The sequence below is a fragment of the Megasphaera hominis genome, from assembly GCF_014269395.1.
Lineage (GTDB): Bacteria > Bacillota > Negativicutes > Veillonellales > Megasphaeraceae > Megasphaera > Megasphaera hominis.
On record NZ_JACOGK010000075.1, the window covers coordinates 1 to 1,071 of the forward strand.

Annotated in this window: 2 protein-coding genes; both read left to right on the forward strand. The window is 42.3% G+C overall.

Annotated elements, in window-relative coordinates:
* Nucleotides 1–80: 80 nt before the first annotated feature.
* Nucleotides 81–431 carry a hypothetical protein gene (locus H8J70_RS12350; RefSeq protein ID WP_186504591.1) on the forward strand — a complete coding sequence of 117 codons (351 nt, stop codon included), beginning with the start codon at nucleotides 81–83 and terminating at the stop codon, nucleotides 429–431.
* 26 nt (nucleotides 432–457) lie between these two features.
* A partial coding sequence (locus H8J70_RS12355; RefSeq protein ID WP_186504592.1) for an IS3 family transposase occupies nucleotides 458–1,071 on the forward strand: 614 nt, incomplete at its 3' end.

Sequence of the window (1,071 nt, forward strand, 5' to 3'; positions counted from 1 at the left end):
ATACTAAATGTAGTAATCTTGGATAAAAGATTTTCTAATTAGTATCCGATGCCCTCAATTGTTAGATGGGAGGTTGCCACGTGAAATTAACGAAAGAACAACGATTAGAAATAGGTCGCCGAATTTACAACAACGAAATCACCAAATTTGAGGCTGCTGAAAAATATGGTATCTCAGTAACGACAGCTCGCGACTACATGCGGATGTATCGTGATGCCAATCATCTACCACCTAAAAAGACGTCGCAGCATGCCCAGGGATCCGAACGAGAAGCAACCCTGCCAGCAGCCACAGAACCTGCAGGGCTTGAAGAAATACAGTCCATGACAAAGGACGAATTAATCAACGCACTGATTTGGGAACGTATCGATAATACGATACTAAAAAAAAAATATGCGAAGAAGGTGAATGCCAAGAAAAAATCCATTTAAGTCGGCGAGAAATTTACGAAGTCATTATGGAATTATCCGGACATTTTCCCGTTACGCTATTGTGTGAATGGCTGCATATCGGACACAGCAGTTTTTACTATTGGAAGCACCGTCTCAGCCATCCTTCAGCCAGGATGCAGCGCCGTACAGAGGCTAAAGTCACATTCATGGAATATCATAAACGGTATCCTTCTCATGGATATCGCTGGCTGCAGGCAAAGATTTATCTGGACATGGCCGTGTATTATTCTCCTTCCTATGCCTGTAAGATTTGCAAACTACTTGGCATCAGAAGCCAGGCCAGACGCTGCAGATACAAGAAGAAAGGGAACCCGTATAAGATCTATCCGAATCTATTGATGGCCGAGATGAATATTAACGGGCCTATGGAATGCGTGGTAAGCGATATGACTGCTTTTTACATAGAAAAGATATATTATGAATTAACGTTATACATGGATCTATGGAATAACGAGATTATTGCCTATTCCCTTTCATCCAAACGAGGAGACCGTATGACCTACCTCAATGGATTGCATGACGTCATCGAGTTCAAAAAGCAATACCCGGATCAAAAGCTCATCCTTCATAGTGACCAGGGTTCTGTCTATGCTTCAAAAGCGTACAACGAACTTTTGCC